At 33.7% G+C, this 17,435-nt stretch carries 20 protein-coding genes and 5 tRNA genes; 18 read left to right on the top strand and 7 right to left on the bottom strand.

The genetic code is table 11. The features are described from left to right. The first annotated feature begins 145 nt into the window (after nucleotides 1-145). A complete protein-coding gene (locus tag OQK60_RS02920; RefSeq protein WP_297683893.1) occupies nucleotides 146-343 on the top strand; it encodes a hypothetical protein in 198 nt (65 codons plus the stop codon). Here the strand turns inward: OQK60_RS02920 and OQK60_RS02915 are convergent. Next, a complete protein-coding gene (locus OQK60_RS02915; protein WP_297683891.1) occupies nucleotides 298-987 on the bottom strand; it encodes an endonuclease III domain-containing protein in 690 nt (229 codons plus the stop codon). The two genes, OQK60_RS02920 and OQK60_RS02915, sit on opposite strands and share 46 nt — an antisense overlap. Next, nucleotides 984-1,928, bottom strand: coding sequence for an AEC family transporter (locus OQK60_RS02910; RefSeq protein WP_297683889.1), 945 nt, complete (start codon nucleotides 1,926-1,928; stop codon nucleotides 984-986). Before OQK60_RS02910 ends, OQK60_RS02915 begins: the two co-directional genes overlap by 4 nt. A gap of 252 nt (nucleotides 1,929-2,180) precedes the next feature. Here OQK60_RS02910 and OQK60_RS02905 point away from each other — a divergent pair, with 252 nt between their 5' ends. Further along, entirely contained in the window at nucleotides 2,181-2,501 is a 321-nt protein-coding gene (locus OQK60_RS02905) for a thioredoxin family protein (protein ID WP_297683887.1), read from the top strand. Here OQK60_RS02905 and OQK60_RS02900 read toward each other — a convergent pair whose 3' ends face one another. Continuing rightward, a complete protein-coding gene (locus OQK60_RS02900; RefSeq protein WP_297683885.1) occupies nucleotides 2,502-3,251 on the bottom strand; it encodes an RNA methyltransferase in 750 nt (249 codons plus the stop codon). It abuts the gene before it with no gap. 115 nt (nucleotides 3,252-3,366) lie between these two features. Here OQK60_RS02900 and OQK60_RS02895 point away from each other — a divergent pair, with 115 nt between their 5' ends. Both OQK60_RS02895 and OQK60_RS02890 read left to right on the top strand, forming a co-directional pair. Continuing rightward, nucleotides 3,367-3,726, top strand: coding sequence for a hypothetical protein (locus OQK60_RS02895; RefSeq protein ID WP_297683883.1), 360 nt, complete (start codon nucleotides 3,367-3,369; stop codon nucleotides 3,724-3,726). 117 nt (nucleotides 3,727-3,843) lie between these two features. Continuing rightward, nucleotides 3,844-4,206 carry a hypothetical protein gene (locus OQK60_RS02890; RefSeq protein WP_297683881.1) on the top strand — a complete coding sequence of 121 codons (363 nt, stop codon included), beginning with the start codon at nucleotides 3,844-3,846 and terminating at the stop codon, nucleotides 4,204-4,206. Nucleotides 4,207-4,209: 3 nt separating this feature from the next. Here OQK60_RS02890 and OQK60_RS02885 read toward each other — a convergent pair whose 3' ends face one another. The 4 genes from OQK60_RS02885 to OQK60_RS02870 form a co-directional block, all read right to left on the bottom strand. After that, nucleotides 4,210-4,935, bottom strand: a complete 726-nt coding sequence (locus OQK60_RS02885) for a YaaA family protein (protein ID WP_297683879.1) — start codon at nucleotides 4,933-4,935, stop codon at nucleotides 4,210-4,212. Between the two features lie 71 nt (nucleotides 4,936-5,006). After that, entirely contained in the window at nucleotides 5,007-7,148 is a 2,142-nt protein-coding gene (locus OQK60_RS02880; protein ID WP_297683877.1) for an adenylate/guanylate cyclase domain-containing protein, read from the bottom strand. Nucleotides 7,149-7,151: 3 nt separating this feature from the next. After that, entirely contained in the window at nucleotides 7,152-8,258 is a 1,107-nt protein-coding gene (locus OQK60_RS02875; RefSeq protein ID WP_297683875.1) for a FecR family protein, read from the bottom strand. 10 nt (nucleotides 8,259-8,268) lie between these two features. Further along, nucleotides 8,269-9,576 (bottom strand): tetratricopeptide repeat protein, encoded by a 1,308-nt coding sequence (locus OQK60_RS02870; protein ID WP_297683873.1) that lies wholly within the window; start codon nucleotides 9,574-9,576, stop codon nucleotides 8,269-8,271. Nucleotides 9,577-9,834: 258 nt separating this feature from the next. Between OQK60_RS02870 and OQK60_RS02865 the strand changes: the two genes are divergently transcribed. The 14 genes from OQK60_RS02865 (at nucleotide 9,835) to rplL (ending at nucleotide 17,422) form a co-directional block, all read left to right on the top strand. After that, complete coding sequence (locus OQK60_RS02865; protein ID WP_297683871.1) at nucleotides 9,835-11,760, top strand: HD domain-containing phosphohydrolase; 1,926 nt, start codon at nucleotides 9,835-9,837, stop codon at nucleotides 11,758-11,760. 55 nt (nucleotides 11,761-11,815) lie between these two features. Next, nucleotides 11,816-11,892 (top strand) — tRNA-Thr (locus OQK60_RS02860). A gap of 40 nt (nucleotides 11,893-11,932) precedes the next feature. Beyond that, nucleotides 11,933-12,017, top strand: a tRNA-Tyr gene (locus OQK60_RS02855). Between the two features lie 16 nt (nucleotides 12,018-12,033). Further along, nucleotides 12,034-12,110, top strand: a tRNA-Gly gene (locus tag OQK60_RS02850). Between the two features lie 159 nt (nucleotides 12,111-12,269). Further along, nucleotides 12,270-12,344: transfer RNA gene (locus OQK60_RS02845), tRNA-Thr, on the top strand. A 91-nt stretch (nucleotides 12,345-12,435) separates the two neighbouring features. Beyond that, entirely contained in the window at nucleotides 12,436-13,635 is a 1,200-nt protein-coding gene (gene tuf / locus OQK60_RS02840; RefSeq protein WP_297683869.1) for an elongation factor Tu, read from the top strand. A gap of 45 nt (nucleotides 13,636-13,680) precedes the next feature. After that, a complete protein-coding gene (gene rpmG, locus OQK60_RS02835; protein ID WP_294963186.1) occupies nucleotides 13,681-13,833 on the top strand; it encodes a 50S ribosomal protein L33 in 153 nt (50 codons plus the stop codon). Nucleotides 13,834-13,904: 71 nt separating this feature from the next. Beyond that, nucleotides 13,905-13,980 (top strand) — tRNA-Trp (locus tag OQK60_RS02830). A gap of 64 nt (nucleotides 13,981-14,044) precedes the next feature. Further along, the gene (gene secE / locus OQK60_RS02825) at nucleotides 14,045-14,224 is read left to right on the top strand and encodes a preprotein translocase subunit SecE (RefSeq protein WP_297683866.1); all 180 of its coding nucleotides are present in this window, start codon (nucleotides 14,045-14,047) and stop codon (nucleotides 14,222-14,224) included. Nucleotides 14,225-14,233: 9 nt separating this feature from the next. Beyond that, nucleotides 14,234-14,776, top strand: a complete 543-nt coding sequence (gene nusG, locus OQK60_RS02820) for a transcription termination/antitermination protein NusG (protein WP_297683864.1) — start codon at nucleotides 14,234-14,236, stop codon at nucleotides 14,774-14,776. Nucleotides 14,777-14,941: 165 nt separating this feature from the next. Next, nucleotides 14,942-15,367 carry a 50S ribosomal protein L11 gene (gene rplK / locus OQK60_RS02815; RefSeq protein WP_297683862.1) on the top strand — a complete coding sequence of 142 codons (426 nt, stop codon included), beginning with the start codon at nucleotides 14,942-14,944 and terminating at the stop codon, nucleotides 15,365-15,367. 66 nt (nucleotides 15,368-15,433) lie between these two features. Continuing rightward, a complete protein-coding gene (gene rplA / locus OQK60_RS02810) occupies nucleotides 15,434-16,126 on the top strand; it encodes a 50S ribosomal protein L1 (RefSeq protein WP_297683860.1) in 693 nt (230 codons plus the stop codon). 348 nt (nucleotides 16,127-16,474) lie between these two features. Then, nucleotides 16,475-16,960 (top strand): 50S ribosomal protein L10, encoded by a 486-nt coding sequence (gene rplJ, locus OQK60_RS02805; RefSeq protein ID WP_297683858.1) that lies wholly within the window; start codon nucleotides 16,475-16,477, stop codon nucleotides 16,958-16,960. Between the two features lie 90 nt (nucleotides 16,961-17,050). Continuing rightward, nucleotides 17,051-17,422, top strand: a complete 372-nt coding sequence (gene rplL, locus OQK60_RS02800; RefSeq protein ID WP_297683856.1) for a 50S ribosomal protein L7/L12 — start codon at nucleotides 17,051-17,053, stop codon at nucleotides 17,420-17,422. Nucleotides 17,423-17,435: the final 13 nt, after the last annotated feature.

The raw sequence follows: 17,435 nt of genomic DNA, 5'->3' as shown, positions 1-17,435 counted from the left end.
TAAATTAACCATGCTTAATTGTAGCTCTAAAAAAAAGTTTATTATATTATTGTAGCTCTATTTAATATTTTAGATGATAAAACACTAGCACCGCATTTAAATCAGCTCCAATGGAAGCTAAAAATATTAAACTAAGTTGTTCATCATGAAAGATTATAAAACTATAGAAACATTAATCAAAGAAAACCAAAAACTTGTAGAAGTGGAGTTGATGTTAACTCCGTCTGAGCTAAAAGATTTTGCAAATTACTGCATAAAAAATGATATCAAATTTAACGACTGGATTCGTAAACTCGCTTATAACGAACTCTGCACTTCTTCTAAGAAACATCTTTCGCCATAGGGTTTTTTTGAGTAGAATTTTTTTGCATGGTTTACGATGAGAGCATGAAACTCTTGATAAGTTATTAGTAGCTCTTTTTCATCTTTTATGCACTCTTTTAAAGAATCTTCCATTAAATATTTTATATCATGATACTTTGCTTTTTCATCTATGAGCCCTAGTGTTAGCAACAATCGTTGCGTATAAGCATCTACTTTAAATTCACATTGATTGTAGCCATAAAGTAGAATGGAGTCAGCTGTCTCAGGGCCGATGCCTACTACATGTAAAAGCGCCTCTCTTGTAGGAATCGCACCGTCTAAACTTCTGTAAAACTTGATAAACTCTAAAATATATCTGGCTTTTTGATTGTGATAACCCGATGGTCTGATTGCTGTTTTTAGCTCATCTATATCCATAGACTCTATTGTATTTAGATTTAGTGCTTCTTTGACATGTAGATTATTTAGTGATTTTACAACTGATATAAAAGTTGTGTTTTGAGTAAGGATTGAACCTAGACATACTTCAAATATCTCATCGGAGTTTCTTGGAAAAGAGTAGTCTAAAGGATGATAGCTTTTTTGTAAGTTTATAAAAGGCCACCAACCCTGCGGACCATAGGTTTTATAAAGTAGCCGATATATTTTGTATATTTTATTCACAGAAATGCTAAAACCTTTACACCTAAAAATATTGCCCCTAAAAAAACAAGTGATGATATAAACACCAGCGCTGTTACTACTTTAGGCTGACAGTCATAAAGCGAAGCAAAGTTTACATTTGCAATGGCTAGTGGCATCATTAGTTCTATAAATATTATCCCTTTTATCATCGAATCAAGTTTAATATTGTAAAGTACCAAAAATGCCACAAGAGGTAAAATCAAAAATTTAAATGATAAAACCCAAATTACTAAAGATTTGCTAATCTCTTTAATTTGTACTCCGTAAAGATAAAGACCAAACAAAAAAAGCTGCATAGTCATAGATGCATATGCACCCATCATTAGTGTATTCATAACCACTTCACTAGGTTTATAATCATTTACACTAAGTATAATCGCAAAAGCGGCTGCCCAAAGTATTGGAAGTTTTACTATGTTTTTAAGAGATGTTTTAACATCAAAACTGCCGCGAGAATAGTAGTAGACACCAACTGTAAAGACGATAAACACATTTACAAGGTTTATAACGGTCGTGTACGGGATAGACTCTTCTCCAAAGATGGCAATACCGAGTGGAATTCCAAGGTTTCCGGTATTGCCGATGATAGCTGCTACTGCAGCAATGGAGTACTCTTTTTGGTTTTTAAAAAGTTTTTTGGCTACTACGGCTGAGATAATTAAAATCAAAACTACTATAACAAGGTAGATAGATGGTGCAAAAATCAGTGTAATATCTACAGGACGAACCAAAAGCCCCCAAAATGTTAAAAAGACTTGTAAAAAGTAAACATTTATCAGGGTTATAGTTTTGTCATCAATATCATCTTTGAAACTTTTCTTGGCTACATAACCCAAAAGTATAAAGACATAGATACCTAAAATTGAAAATATAATTGAACTCATAGCTGTATTATAATATAATTTTGTACCAAATCTCACTAGTTATCCAGATGTTAAACGAGCATATTGTATTGTAGAGCTAGGCAAAAATTTGCAGTTGCTACCTGTAGCTTCAAGGATTTTTAACGAAGCAATATGATACAATATGCTCGCCCTTTAGGGTAAAAGATAAGTAATCATCTACTGCGTTAAAGCTTCTTGGATTAACTAGTTAGTCCTGTAAAACTTTGCCTTATAGCTAATTACTTATCTTCTATTTAAAATAAAGATAGCTAGTGAGATTTGGTACTGATGCAAACAATTGAAGATATTAATAAAATTATAGAGCAAAATATTGCTGTGATGGTTTACTTCTCAGCACCTACATGTAATGTGTGCCATGCACTCAAACCTAAGCTGCTTGAAGCTCTCAATGCTAACTTTAAAGAGTTTGAGATAGTTAGTGTTGATATATCAGTTCACGAAGATATTGCACCGCATTTTAATGTTTATGCAATACCAACAGCTTTAGTATTTTTAGATGGCAAAGAATTTTTGAGAAAATCTCGTAATATGAGTGTTGATGAGGTCATAAGAGAGATTAAACGCCCTTACGACATTATGACTTCATAACTATTGCATAAAAGCTATAAGTGAAGCAGTCACTGCAACATTTAAAGACTCAACACCCCTATTCATAGGTATAGCTATAGAATCATTACAAAGTTTTTCAACTTCGCTAGAGACTCCATCACTTTCATTTCCTAGAACAAATATCGACTTCTCGCTTGGTTTTACATCATATATACTAGTTTTTGCATGTGAAGACAGAGAGTATATTTTTGTATCTTTTAGGTTTGGCAGAACTTCATCAAGAGTGTTACAGTAATAAATAGGAAGTTTAAAAAGTGTTCCGGCACTTGCTTTTATAACAAGTGGAGAAATTTTTGCAGAACTCTTTTTAGGAAGTATTATGCCGTCTACACTTGCTGCAGCACATGAGCGGATAATCATCCCAAGGTTTTGAGGGTTTTGGATTCCATCAAGAGCAATAAGCCTGAAGCTTTTCATATTTTTTATCTCTTTTGCACTTTGGTAAGAGTTTGCGATGATGTCAATGGCCACACCTTGGTCTTGCTTTGCATTTTTGCTTATGCGGCTTAGTGCATTTTTATCGTGATAAGTCACTTCAATAGCTCTTTTTTTAGCAAGTGACAGGATTGTTTTTACAGCACCGTCAGTCTGGTTTGAGTTTGACATGTGAAGTTTATGAACCTCAATTGTGTCATCTTGTAAGACTTCTATTACAACATTTCTACCATACAGAGTTATTATTTTCTCAAAATATGCTTTTTTATCTAAGTACTCTTGTGAATCTTGCAAGCTAAGCCTTTTAGTTTTATATATAGAATTTTACACTATTTTTACACTATATAGCTTGGAAATCATTATATTATGATTTGTGATATAATCTTTTTAGAAAAATTTTGGAGAAATGATGAAATTTATAATATTTCAAGCGATGATACTAACAATTATATTTTCCGGCTGCAGCACTGTAACAGAGTACTGGCCATGGGGTGAGGAAAAAGTTGCTGAAACAGTACCAGTTGAAGTGCCCGTAGTAACAGAAGAAGACTATGGATATGTAAGCTATATAGAGTCAGGGGATGCTGCTATTATAGATGCAAGAAAAAAAGATGCCTATTACCAAATGTATGCAGAGTGTAATGGAAAGTATGAAATAGTAGATGAAAACAGCCAAGAGAGTACTACTGTATCCTTCTCAAACCCTAATGGAAATGATTTTAACGATAATATTAAAAAAGTAACTATCAAATTTATATGTCCTGAGTGAGTTCTCTCTTGCTGCTTAATATAATTAAATATAATAAATCTTGATATAGGTCAGTATAAGCTTTAAAATGAGATTGTAGAATGCTAAAATATTTTTCATTCTGAAGAGGAGTCTATTTTGAAACAAAAACTGATTGTATTTTTACAACTTTTACCTATTGTTTTGAGTATGTTAATACTCAGTGCCCATTATTTGAGATATGCCAATATGGTAGAAGTAGCTATTTGTCTCATGCTTCCGTTTCTTTTATTTATTAAAAGCAAGATTGTTGTTCGTATCTTACAGCTTGCATTAGTTGTAGCAGCATTTGTTTGGGTTGATACGGTGCTAAATCTTATTAATATAAGAGAACATATAGGGCATGCTTGGACAAGAATGGCCATTATACTTGGCGGTGTGATTCTTTTTACACTTTCATCTGGGTTTGTATTTTATACTAAAACACTTCGAGAGCGCTACGGTCTTGTAAAGGGTTTTTAAACCTTAAACTATATTGTAGATAATCTCGGTCTTATTCTTGATTACTTTTATCTCGGCAACATTTAAACCCTCCATTTCGAGTGACATAAACTCTTCCATTGAGGTGATGTTGTTTAGAGCTGCTGCTTTTAAAACCAAACCTCTGTAAGCTTTTGCCCAATGACTGACAGTTTTACCATCTTTTAAAAACTTTAGAGTAGTGTAAGGCTTTGTCACTTTGTAAAATTTATCATAATAGCCTGCACGAAGATCTAAGATGTCGCTCCCTCTAAGATACAAATCAAGCTGATATGAAAATCTATCTTTATAAAATTTATCAGGGATTATTTCACCAATATCATTTCCCTGTTTTACTTTATAGTTAGCAATAGGGTCCCCGCCCAGTATTGGACCATAAAGATTTGAAAAAATTATAGTATTTGATTTTATGTACTCTTTGGCTTTTTCATCAAGTGAGTCAAACTTTAGATACTCATACGCAACGCCTTGGTATCTTTCAACCGCACACATAAGAGGCGAATTAAATATATCATTTATATATGGCTCACAATCGCTAAACTTTTTAAATCCAAATAGCTTTTTTATCTCATCTTCGTTGCCGTTTTGCACAATAGAGTTATATGTATTTAGTATATTTTCTCTCGCACTATTAGAACCAAGTAATTCTTTGGCAGATTCATCCCCGCCGCTCTTTTTACCCTCTGCCGGAGAGAACAGTATTTTTAACATGTAAGTAAAATCCTTTAAATTATATAATTATTCAGAATTATACAGGAGTTATCATGAAATTAGTAGTTATTTTATTTTGTAGTAAACTCAAAAACACCATCAAAGTTTTTTAAACCTATGTCTAAAAGATTTTCACATCTTTTAGCGTACATTTCGTATAACGGCTTTTTGTAAACTTCATATAACTTTTTGAAAGTTTCATAAGCTTCTCTAAACTTGGCATTTGTATACAAATCATAAGCTTCATTATATTTTTGTAGTTCTAACTGCTTCTCTTGAGTTGGCATTCCAATTGATAAGACTTCATATATCTTGATGGGCTTATTCTTGCCCTTAACTCTTACAATATCTAAGAGTTGGACAACATATGGCAGTGTTAATTTTTCTTTTGTAAATTCAGAAATAACCAATCTGACCTTATATTCCTTACAAAGACCTTCCAGTCTAGAAGCAAGATTTACAGAGTCTCCTATAATTGTATAGTCAGATCTTCCATGCGAGCCAATTTCTCCTACAACAACATCACCTGTATTTATTCCTATACCATAGTCAACATCAAAACCAAAATCTTTATTAATAGTTTTGTTTAGTATATCTCTTTGCTCAATTTGTTTTAGTGCTGTATGAACTGCTTTATCAGCATGATTTTCAATTTTTAAAGGTGCATTCCAATAAGCCATAATAGCATCACCGATGAATTTATCAATAGTCCCTTGGTTCTCTTCAACTATTGCAACCATAGCGTTCATATAAAAATTTAAAAAATCAGTAATTCTTTTTGGAGATTTTAAATCTTCAGATATTGAGGTAAAGCCTCTTATGTCCGAAAAGTAAACAGTTGCTTGCACCTCTTTAGAAGTGAGATCTGTGTCATCTAAATGTAAGAGTAAGTCTTCCATAACCTGCTTAGATACTTTTTTTGAAAAACTGTTTTTTACCATCTCTTTTTGACGAAACTCAAACATATAATTTACACCAAGAACGGTTATAAGTGAAACTATCATAGTAATGATTGGAAAAATAGAGTTTAAAATCAGGTGCTGTGAAAATAGCAAGTAGTAATTAAATAATAACAAAGATATAAAAGAAGCTGTAAAAACAATAAAAAGCTTGAAAAAAGAGAGTCTTGAGTATAAAAATAATACTATAAATAAAAGTATAACTATCATGCTTAAATCTGCTAGCTCACTCCATGATGGTCTGATTAACATGTCATTGTTGAGTAAATTGTCAATGAGGTTTGCCTGTATCTCAACACCAGCAATCACATCGTCCATAGGTGTTGAACGAAGGTCCATTAAGCCGTAAGCTGATGTTCCAATAAGAATAAACTTCCCCTCTATCTCTTCTTTTGACATTTTATTGTTAAGTACATCCACCGCAGAAATATATTTGTAACTCTTAGAAGGTCCTCTAAAGTTGAGGTGCAATCTGCCAAATCTGTCACTTGCTATATTTTGTTTGCCTAGTTGTATGTTTTCAATTCCTGCATCACTGTAAGAAACAGTGACTTTTTTAGAATTTGAAGCTATCCTATACATCTCAAATGCAAGAGATGGGTATATAATTTCATTATATTTTATCATTAAAGGGACACTTCTTATGATTCCAGTAGCATCTGGAATATTATTCATAAAGCCGCTTGAGTACCCTTCATTTTGAATAACAGGAAGATTAGTCAGCACACCTTTTGCATGTGGAAAAAATTCTGAGGTACTTTTATTTTTTTCAATAAATATGGCAGGAATCTGCGGGGCATCGTTTTTGTATTCGTTAGTATCAAAATCAAAAATATAACCTAAAATTGTAGGAGTATCAGCAATAGCTTGAGAAAGAATCATGTCATAGTCTGGCATATGTGTTGAGGTAATACCCCAATCTTTAGCAAACTTAGAGGGTGATGTTTTATCTGCTTCTGCAAAAACAATATCTAGACCAATAATTCCGACACCGCTATTTGTCAAGTTTGTTAAAATTTGAGCAAACTTATCTCTTTCCCAAGGCCACTGACCAAGTTCTTTAATACTTTTTTCATCTATATCTACAATAATAATATCATCACTTGCTTTTTCTGGACCACGATATTTAAAATAAAAGTCTCGTACTCTGTTATCTAATGATTGGAAATGGTTTGGCAAGTATAAATATGCAGAAGATATGGTTAATAAGATAAGTATAAAGAGAAGGGTTAGGACTTTATACTTATTTTTCATTATTTAGTGAAGTTTTTGAGATGTGCTCACATTGTATGTACCGCTATCCGCATTTCCATCATTATATGTGAAATTTCCTATAGCACTATTTCCTGTTGGACCTTCAAAGGTACCAGTAGAGCTGCCAGTACCGGCAGTTGTTAAACCTAAACTGAAATCTGTTCCGCTAAAAGTAGGGTTTTGACTGTATATTGCTGTTCCTCCATTAAGAGTCAATGTAGCCGTATCAGCTCCAAAGTTTACAAGTAACTCAGCACTGCCATTAGCCCCTAGACCAGACACCCCACTTATGGTAGTGTAGGTTCCAGAATACAGAGCATTGTTCATACTGTATGAAGCCAATAAACTAGGAAGATCAGTAGCACTTATTTGAATATTGTCAGTAGTAATATCAGAAACATCTTTAATAATAATTGCGCTGTCTTCTGTGACAGTTAGATTTAACTGTTCATTATTATCTGATTCTGCTGTATCACTTTTGGACACTTCACTTTCTTTTTGTTCATTTTTGCCAAAGTTCTTGTCTCTCATATTTTTTAAATCTTCTGCAGAAAACTCTTTTATTTCAACAATTTCATCAGGGGATATATTAATATAAAAGCCCTGCTTTACTATATACTCTTTTCCTCCTATAGACACACTTATAGTACCGTATGTACAGTAAATTTGGTAAGAACCATCATCTCCTACAACAACACTAAAGTTAGTACCTCGTATTCCTATGGTTGCTGTTTTTGCTTGAACTGTAAATTTATCAGGTGCTATTTCTCCAATTTTACCGGTAATAGCTCTCATAGCGCCCTTAAGCATTCCAAACTTGGCTATTGGAGCTTGATTGTCCTCAAACAAATATTCTTTTATGGAAAAATTACTGTTTTTCCCTAAGCTTATAATGGTCTCATCTTTAAATATTATCTGTAGTTTAGATTTTTCTTTAGTGATAATTGTATCTTTGGCTTCCAGTTTGGCTCCAAGAGAAGCTTCTATACTCTCGCCCGCCCGCTCAATAACAGCCAGCCCTTTTAAAGCAGTTATTGTAGCCACGCTATTTGCCAGGAGGTTTATGCTGAGTAAGATACTTGATAAAATGATTATTTTAAATATTTTCATCTTTAGGCTCCTAAAATGTTTTCACAAAACCAGCAGTAGCTGTGTGTTTTGCATAAGTAAATCTGTCTTGATTTGAATTAATATATTCATAGGCAGTCTTTATTTTAAATCTTAATGTTGGTAGTATTTTTGCTGAAAAACTAACACTTACAGTTCCGCCAATATCATTTCTTGTAGAATCAAAATTGGAACTATAATCATCATATAGTCTATTTCTTCCTTCTAGAAAAAGTTCTACACCGTAGTTTGAAGTGAACTGGCTTGCATATACGGCATTTAGTTTAACTTCATTAAAATCTACCAATATATTGGTTCCATGTTTTTTATGCTCATTTATACCTATAACATTTGCTTGAAAATATGAGCGTGGAGACAAAATGGTTTGTAAACCGTAGGAGAGTTCATAGCGACTAGCATCTAAATCATGTTGCGCTGTTTGTTTAAATGTTTTTACTTGATATTTAAAATAAGAGATACTTTTGAGTGTATCTGTATGTTTATATTCAAATCTTGGTATTATAAACAAAGTAGACAGATAATTTTTTTGGCCTAATGAGAGTGTGTCTACTCCCAGAACCAGTTCAGTTAGATATTTAGTTTCTTGGTAGATTAAACTTGGCATGTAAGCCAAATATTTGACATTATAATCATTTTGTGTGTTATAGTCTTTTAGATATCCAGCCAAAGAGTTTTTGATTGCAAACCCATTTTTATCACCGATGTCATAAATATTTACGAGATTTACATAGGCTTCAACAGCATTATCTGAGATTTCATCGACTTGAGGGTGAGTTCCTCCACCATACTCATAGTCTCCAATAGAACCATAATTCACATTAGAATCATAAAGAATATTTACCAGTGCAGTTGCGTAAGTAAATGATTTTTGTTGAACTTTCGATACTCTTGAGAGAGACAATTCTATATTTGTTCGAATATTATCAGGAATATTTGGACTTGATAGTACATCTTTAAATGCGTTCTCAGAATCTTCATACATCTTTAACATAAAATAAGTTCGTGCCATTTCAAGTCTGTTTCTAAGGTTTGAACCATCCTGCATTTCAACTCTCTCAAAAGCAGCTAAAGCAGTCTGGTAGTGACCGGTTTCATAAGCGCTTCTACCAAAATAAAAGTTGAATTTAATGTCTGAGAGTTTCTCAAGATATATTTTTGAAAAGAAATCGTAACTTGCTGTAAAATCATTAACCTTATAATGTTGCATCCCTTTGGAATAATTATCTCCTAAATCATTTGACACATCTACTTCTGATGAAAACAGATAAATAGGTAATAAAAATACGAAGAGTATCTTCATGGTATTAATCCTTTTTTTATATTGACATAGTTTAGCACTATTGTTTTTTATATTTTATTAATTCAAAGTGAAAGTTCAATAGTTGTTTATTCCATTTCATTTCTGTTTTATGTTTTTAGATTTATTGATAAAAATTCATTTTTTTGAATAAGATAGCGTTGAGTTTTTGGAAAATGGAATGTCAATTAAATATTAATATTTATTTAATATTTTTTAATTATAATGATTTAATAAACTCTTTTACAGGCCTTAAATACGATGATGAAACATACTAAAAGCTTAAATGCAAATGAGATATTAGAGCTTATATTTGTTTACTTAACCGAGATCACTTCTTTAAGAGAACACGATGATATTATTATAGTTTTAGCAAATATGGGGAGAGCACTTACAAGTGCAGACAGATGTACGGTTTGGATTGTAAATGATGATAAGAAGACAATATGGACAAAAGTAGCTCACGGAATGGATGCCGTGGAGCTTCCTATGGATTCTGGAATTGTTGGCCATAGTATTACAACAGGTGAAAAAATAATTATTGATGATGTATATCAAGATGAAAGATTTAATTCTGAAATAGATAAAAAAACAGGATATACAACTAAAAGTATGATGGTTATTCCTATGTCTGATTCTAGGGGTAAAATAATCGGTGCGTTTCAAGTTATAAATCACAAAGGTGAAAGTGACATATTTGAAAAGCGAGATATGAAGCGTCTTATGCTTGCTAGTACATATGCCGCAGAGAGTATTGTCTCAGCCACACTTGCACAAGAGATAGAAGATACGCAAAAAGAAGTTGTGTTTACAATGGGAGCTATTGGAGAGAGCAGAAGTAAAGAGACAGGAAATCATGTTAAGAGAGTAGCTGAGTACTCTAAAATACTTGCATTAGCTTATGGTTTGAGTGAAGAAAAAGCTGAGTTGTTGAAGCAAGCCAGTCCTATGCACGATATAGGAAAAATTGCAATTCCTGACGCTATTTTAAATAAACCGGGGAAATTTACAAATAGTGAATTTGAAATAATGAAGCGTCATGCAGAATTGGGACACTCAATGATAAAAAATTCTGACAGACCACTACTACAAGCTGCTTCAATAGTAGCATACGAGCACCATGAGAGATGGGACGGGAAAGGTTACCCACAAGGGCTAAAAGCAGAAACAATACATATATATGGTCGCATCACAGCAATTGCGGATGTCTTTGATGCTTTGGGAAGTGACAGAGTTTACAAAAAAGCTTGGAATGATATGGAGATATTCAACCTCTTCAAAGAGGAAAAAGGCAAACAGTTTGACCCAGAACTAGTAGACATCTTTTTTGAAAACCTAAATAAGATAATAGAAGTACGAGAAGAGTTTAAAGATAATTATATAGAAGATGAAAATCAAAAAAAATCTTCTAAAAATAGCATTAAGATACTTGGAGCGCATGGAACAAAAGCAAAAGGGCATGGAACAAGCGCCTTTGAATTAAATGAAACTAATGTTATTGATGCAGGTAATTTATTAAATCCTTTAGAGGAGAAATCTGCAAATATTGAAAACATTTGGTTAACTCATTCTCATCTTGATCATATTAGCGATATAGCATATATATTAGATAATTACTTTGATATAAGAGAAAAAACTTTAAATATTATTGGCTTGCCAGAAACAATTCAAGCTATTAAGAAACATTTTTTTAATGATTTAATATGGCCTGATTTTTCAAAAATAGCTCTACAAAACTCGGATAAAATGGTAGTGGAGTATGTCGAGTTGGAGTTGGGAGTTGAAAACATCATAGGAAAGGGTGAGTCAATAGAAGCGTTCAAAACTGATCATACAGTGCCTAGTTGTGGTTATATATACAAAAAAAACAAAAGAGCAGTTATTATAACAGCTGATACATGCTCATTAGCTACACTCATAGATAAAGTTAATAACGATAAAGAGATTAAATCAATGGTTTTAGAATGTTCCTTTTCATCAGATATGGAGAAATTGGCAAAAAAATCTAAACATTTAACTCCTAAATTACTCTTCAAAGAACTTAAAAAGCTAAAAAGAGATGATATTAACTTATATATTAATCACTTAAAACCTAATTATCTGGAAAAAATAAAAGAAGAAATAAGTCAGTATAGGGGTGATTGGAAACCAATTATACTAAATGATTCAGATATTATAAATTTCTAATAAAAACTATTGACATTAAAAATATATTGCACTATAATTCTGGCTCAATTTCGATGCTGACATAGCTCAGTTGGCTAGAGCAGTTGATTTGTAATCAACAGGCCCGGGGTTCAAATCCTCGTGTCAGCACCATTGAAATAGAATATTAGAAACAGTGTTAGACCAGATAAATGGTGAGATAGTCAAGTGGCCAACGACGGCAGACTGTAAATCTGCTCCCTATGGGTTCAGAGGTTCGACTCCTCTTCTCACCACCATAGTTCAATGGCACATGCGGGCGTAGCTCAGTTGGCTAGAGCGTCAGCCTTCCAAGCTGAGGGTCGAGGGTTCGAGTCCCTTCACCCGCTCCATTGAATAATCATTCTGGAAGCTGAAGTACAATTTCAACCAAATTACTTCATTATATAGAATATTATATAAATATCTATATAGCTTTAAATCTAATCAAAAAACTAATTTACTATTAATATAAAGAATCATGCAATTATTGCTTAAAACTTACTGCTGAAGCTGTCGTGGCTCAGGGGTAGAGCACTTCCTTGGTAAGGAAGAGGCCGTGGGTTCAATTCCCACCGTCAGCACCATAATAATAAGTTTTAATGTAATTTAAGCAATAATTGAATGATTTTTGGGTATAATCCCGTTTCAATTCACAATAAACAGTCGGAGGACACTATGGCAAAAGAAAAGTTTGAGCGTAATAAACCGCATGTAAACATTGGTACTATTGGTCACGTTGATCATGGTAAAACAACATTAACAGCAGCAATTACTGCAGTATTAGCAGTAACTAATGGTGCAGCACTTATGGATTATGATGCAATCGATAATGCACCAGAAGAAAGAGAGCGTGGTATTACTATCGCTACTTCACATGTTGAGTATGAGACTGATGGTCGTCACTATGCACATGTTGATTGTCCGGGTCACGCCGATTATGTTAAAAACATGATTACTGGTGCTGCGCAAATGGATGGTGCTATTTTAGTTGTATCTGCAGCGGATGGCCCAATGCCACAAACTCGTGAGCATATTCTACTTTCTAAGCAAGTTGGTGTTCCATATATCGTTGTTTTCATGAATAAAGAAGATATGGTTGATGATGAAGAGTTAATGGAATTAGTTGAGATGGAAATTCGTGAACTTCTTGACATGTATGACTTCCCAGGTGACGATACTCCAATCGTAGCTGGTTCAGCTCTTAAAGCTCTTGAAGAAGCAAAAACTGGTACTCTTGGACCGTGGTCTGAGAAAATCCAAAAACTTATGGCTGAAGTAGATGCTTATATCCCTGAGCCTACTCGTGAAACAGACAAAGATTTCTTAATGCCTGTTGAAGATGTTTTCTCAATCTCTGGTCGTGGTACAGTTGTAACTGGTCGTATCGAGCGTGGTGTTGTTAAAGTTGGTGAAGAAGTAGAAATCGTTGGTATCCGTGATACTCAAAAAACTACTGTAACTGGTGTTGAGATGTTCCGTAAAGAAATGGATCAAGGTGAAGCTGGTGACAACTGTGGTATTTTAGTTCGTGGTATTGGTAAAGACGATGTTGAGCGTGGTCAAGTACTATGTAAGCCAGGTACAATCACACCTCACACTAAATTTACTGCTGAGATCTATGTACTAAGTAAAGATGAGGGTGGTCGTCATACTCCATTCTTTAACGGTTACCGTCCTCAGTTTTATGTTCGTACAACTGATGTAACAGGCGCAATCACTTTACCAGAAGGTACTGAGATGGTTATGCCAGGTGATAATGTAAGTATTACTGCTGAACTTATTCACCCAATTGCAATGGAACAAGGTACTAAGTTCGCTATCCGTGAAGGTGGTAGAACTGTTGGTGCTGGTGTTGTTGCTGAGATTCTTGCATAATTAGCCTTGGGCTAATTTGCATTAATCCTTTAAAGGTTAATTAATATGAGAGAAGCAATTCACTTAGGTTGTGAAAAATGTACTAGACGAAACTATCACACAACAAAAAATAAAAAAACTCATACTGAAAAATTTTCAGTAAGAAAATACTGTAAGTTCTGTAGAGAACATACAACACATAAAGAGATGAAACTGTAAATCAGTTTTAGCTCTTTAAGTTAATATAATAAGAAAGTTCCCTTGATTTTGTTTGTAAAATTAAGGAGTCTAGGCGTATAGCTCCAATGGTAGAGCACCGGATTCCAAATCCGGGTGTTGGGAGTTCGAGTCTCTCTACGCCTGCCACCATTAATTAATTGTAAAGCTTTTTTAGCTTTATATTTAACTAATGCACTTATAGGAAAGTTAAATGAATATCGGTACACATATTAGAAATGCAAGAATAGAACTTAGCAAGGTTATTTTTCCTACAAAAGGTCAGGTTAAACAAGCTTACATATCAGTTGTTATTGTAGTAGCGGTTGTAGCTGCTTTTTTAGCTTTAGTTGATTTGGCAATGTCGTCTATTATGTCAGCAATTTTAGGTTAAGGAGTAACGATGGAAGAAAAAACAAGTAATCACCAATGGTACTCTATCCAAACATATGGAAGCGAAAGATCTGTACGCGATGCAATTTTCAATCTGATCGAAGAGATGGGTCTTCAAGATGCTATTACTGATGTTATAGTACCGACTGAAGATGTTATTGAAGTTAAAGATGGCAAGAAAAAAATATCTGAACGCTCATTGTACTCAGGATATGTTTTTGCAAAAATAGACCTAAATACAGAAATACAACACCTTATTCAAACTATTCCAAAGGTATCCGGATTTATTGGTGAAGGAAGTCATCCTACTCCTTTAAGTGAACATGATATCAATGTAATTCTTGACAGAGTTAACAACCGTGCGGCACCTAAACCAAAAGTATTTTTTGATAATGGTGAGACAGTTCGTATTATAGATGGTCCATTTGCAAACTTTACTGCAACTGTTGACGAGTATGACTTAGAGCACGGAACTCTAAAACTAAATGTTTCAATTTTTGGTAGAGCAACTCCGGTTGATATCTCTTATACTCAAGTTGAAAAAATAATTTAACTAGCTATACACTACGCTAAAGTTAGACTTTGACTGAAAGTTTAACTTTAGCGTAGTTTAAAGCGACTAGTCGCGCGAGCATTCTGCTGAAGAGAACTTAGCGTTAGCGTAGCGGTCTGAGCCAAGTTCAGATTGTATAAGTAAAATAATAATAAGGAAACAAACATGGCAAAAAAAGTTATGGATTATATCAAGCTACATATTGAAGCTGGTAAAGCAAACCCTGCACCACCAGTAGGACCGGCTTTAGGACAGCGTGGTGTTAACATCATGGAATTCACTAAAGCATTTAATGAAAAAACAAAAGATAAAATGGGATTTAAAGTTCCTGTTGTTATTACTGTTTATACAGATAGAAGTTTTTCTTTTATCACTAAACAACCACCGGCAGCTGCTCTTCTTATGAAAGCGGCTGGACTTAAAAAAGGTACGGATAATCCACTTTTAAACAAAGTTGGAAAAATTACTCGTGCACAATTAATGGAAGTTGTTGATGCTAAAATTGAAGATTTAAATACTGATGATAAAGAGATGGCTGCTAATACTTTAGCTGGTTCAGCTCGTTCAATGGGTATAGAAATAGTAGACTAATATTAAGATATCATAAACCACAATGATTTAAAATAATGTGGAAGAATTTATATGGAGAATTTGAAAATGAGTAAAAGATATAAACAATTAATAGAAAAAATTGATGCAACTAAAGCATATAGTGTAACTGACGCATCTTCTACAGTAAAGAGTTTAGTAAGTGCAAAGTTTGATGAGACTGTTGAAGTGGCACTTAACTTAAATGTAGATCCAAGACATGCTGATCAAATGGTTCGTGGTGCAATCGTGCTTCCTCATGGAACTGGTAAAACAGTTCGTGTTGCAGTTTTTGCTAAGGGTGCTAAGGCTGATGAAGCAAAAGCAGCTGGTGCTGATATTGTTGGTACTGATGATTTAGTAGCACAAATCAAAGAGGGAATTTTTAACTTTGATGTAGTTGTTGCTGCTCCTGACTGTATGGGGCTAGTTGGTCAAATCGGTCGTATTTTAGGACCAAAAGGTATGATGCCTAATCCTAAAACTGGTACTGTTACTCCAGATGTTGCAACTGCAGTTACAAATGTTAAGGGTGGTCAAGTAAATTTCCGTGTTGATAAAAAAGGAAATATTCATGCAGGTATCGGCAAAGCAAGTTTTGAAGCTACTCAGATAGCTGAAAACCTTGTTTCTCTTATTAAAGCAATCAACAAACAAAAGCCGGCTTCTGCTAAAGGTCGTTACATTAAAAATGGTGTGCTTAGTTTAACAATGAGTCCTGCTGTTAAGCTTGATGTTTTAGAACTAGCTGATATCAAATAATTATTATTACATTTACTAAGTGGATTCTCCGCTTAGTTTTTTTAACTGGATTGCCAGTTTCAATCTTTACCTTCATAGTTATATCTAAAAAATATATTTGAAAACTATATTCAAAATAAACTTATTAAACAACTTATTAGATTATTATATTAATTAAAGCAAACTCTAAATAATATTTCGATATAATCCCAATCCTTATTTAGATTTTATGTAGGCAATCTATCCAGATTTCCGATTTGAGACTTAAATAAGACTCATTTATTTTATAGACTAAAGACAGTTGCAGGCGAAAGCTTAATTGGTTATATACCGCTCAACTTGAAGTTTGATGTCTGGAAAGGAGATTATATGTTAAAAGCAAAAAAAGCAGAAGTTATTGCTGACTTAACTGATTCATTTGCTAACACTACCGCTGTAGTTATCTGTGACTACAAAGGTCTTACAGTTAGTAAATTAGAAGAATTAAGAAAAGCTGCTAATGCAAAAGATACGAAAGTTCAGGTTGTTAAAAATACTTTAGCAACAATCGCATTAAATAATGCAGGAATGACTGGTGTTGAGATTAAAGATACAAATATTTTTATTTGGTCTGATGATGTTATCAATGCTGCAAAAGTTTCTTCAGATTTCGCAAAAAGTAATGAATTATTTGTTATGAAAGCCGGTTATTTAGATAAAGAACCTGCTGATGTAGCTAAAATTGAAGCATTTGCTAAACTTCCAGGACGCGAAGAGTTACTTGGTATGCTTGCTGCAACTTGGATGGCTCCTATTGCAAACTTTACAATCGGTCTTGATGCACTTAGACAAAAAAAAGAAGAAGAATCTGCTTAGTCAGTTGATATTTTTTAGAGAATGTCTGAGTATTCAGACCAAACAGATGAAGTAAATGCTTCATTAAAAATAAAATTAAGGAGCTATATTATGGCTGTAACAAAAGAAGATGTATTAGAGTTTATCTCAGGACTTTCTGTATTAGAACTTTCTGAGTTAGTAAAAGAATTTGAAGAAAAATTTGGCGTATCTGCACAACCTGTAGCTGTTGCTGGTGGAGCTGCTGCTGGTGGAGCTGCTGCTGAAGAGCAAACAGAATTTAGTGTTATTATAACTGATGCTGGCGCTAAGAAAATTGGTGTTATTAAAGCTGTTCGTGCTCTTACTGGTCTTGGACTAAAAGAAGCAAAAGAAGCAACTGAAGCATTACCGTCGACAATCAAAGAGGGTGTTGACAAAGAAGCTGCAGAGGAAGCAAAAGCTGCTCTAGAAGAAGCTGGTGCAACTGTAGAAGTTAAATAATCAACTGTACCTA

The organism is Sulfurimonas sp. (genome assembly GCF_026196735.1).
In the GTDB taxonomy this organism is placed as follows: domain Bacteria; phylum Campylobacterota; class Campylobacteria; order Campylobacterales; family Sulfurimonadaceae; genus Sulfurimonas.
This window is presented reverse-complemented; position numbering and strand designations above follow the sequence as displayed.